Source organism: Acinetobacter sichuanensis, from assembly GCF_003024515.2.
Taxonomy (GTDB): domain Bacteria; phylum Pseudomonadota; class Gammaproteobacteria; order Pseudomonadales; family Moraxellaceae; genus Acinetobacter; species Acinetobacter sichuanensis.
In genome coordinates this window covers 1-703 of the sequence record NZ_PYIX02000196.1, presented here as the reverse complement: position 1 = coordinate 703, position 703 = coordinate 1, and the positions used below count along the sequence as shown (strand labels likewise).

Genomic DNA, 703 nt, shown 5'->3' with positions numbered 1-703 from the left:
ATTGAAGGTAAATGTTCATTCGATGCTGTTAGTGATCGTAAGGTTGATGTGACTTGTAAGACAGGTGCGTCAGAATTCAAAAAACATTCGTTGGGTATTTCAGACAATGTAACTTACTTTTCAGAGCAGCTATCCAGTAAGGGTGTGAGTGCTTATCACTATAAAGTTGCATTCAAGCCACAGTCGATTATTCCTGATATAGATTTAAAGCTGAATTAATTGATATAAAATGTGAATGTATATTTTTCCATTAATGTTAATATTAACTTTCAAAACAACAACCTGAATCAGCGCAAAAGTTCAGGGGAAAGCTCTTCAGTAATGAAGAGCTTTTTTTAATAAAACTTATATAGAAACACTTGATATAAAATTAAATACGAGTAATATGATATTACGTAAGTGATTCCCCAATTATTTACGTAATTTTATACCCACAATTTCCCCAAATTGCGGGTTTTTTTATGGGCTAAATTTATGGAAACTTCCGAATACATCACATTCATCAAGAAGAAACCATTAAAACCAAAATCTAAAACTCGCCCACTACCCAAAGCAACACAAAAATATTTAGAAGCTGAAGAAACCTTATTTCAAGAACTAGAAGAAAATAACATTGGTTATCGAAGAAAATTTCAATTTGAACCTACTAAAAATTGGCGATTCGATTTCTATATTGTGAAGCTCAATCTTCTTATTGAAATTG

At 31.4% G+C, this 703-nt stretch carries 1 protein-coding gene and 1 pseudogene; both read left to right on the top strand.

From position 1 onward, the window contains the following. The coding region (locus tag C9E89_RS22990) for a beta-sandwich lipoprotein (protein ID WP_456151165.1) at positions 1-219 on the top strand (219 nt) is incomplete at its 5' end. A 255-nt stretch (positions 220-474) separates the two neighbouring features. Continuing rightward, a pseudogene (locus C9E89_RS22985) lies at positions 475-703 on the top strand (hypothetical protein); the annotation flags it as partial.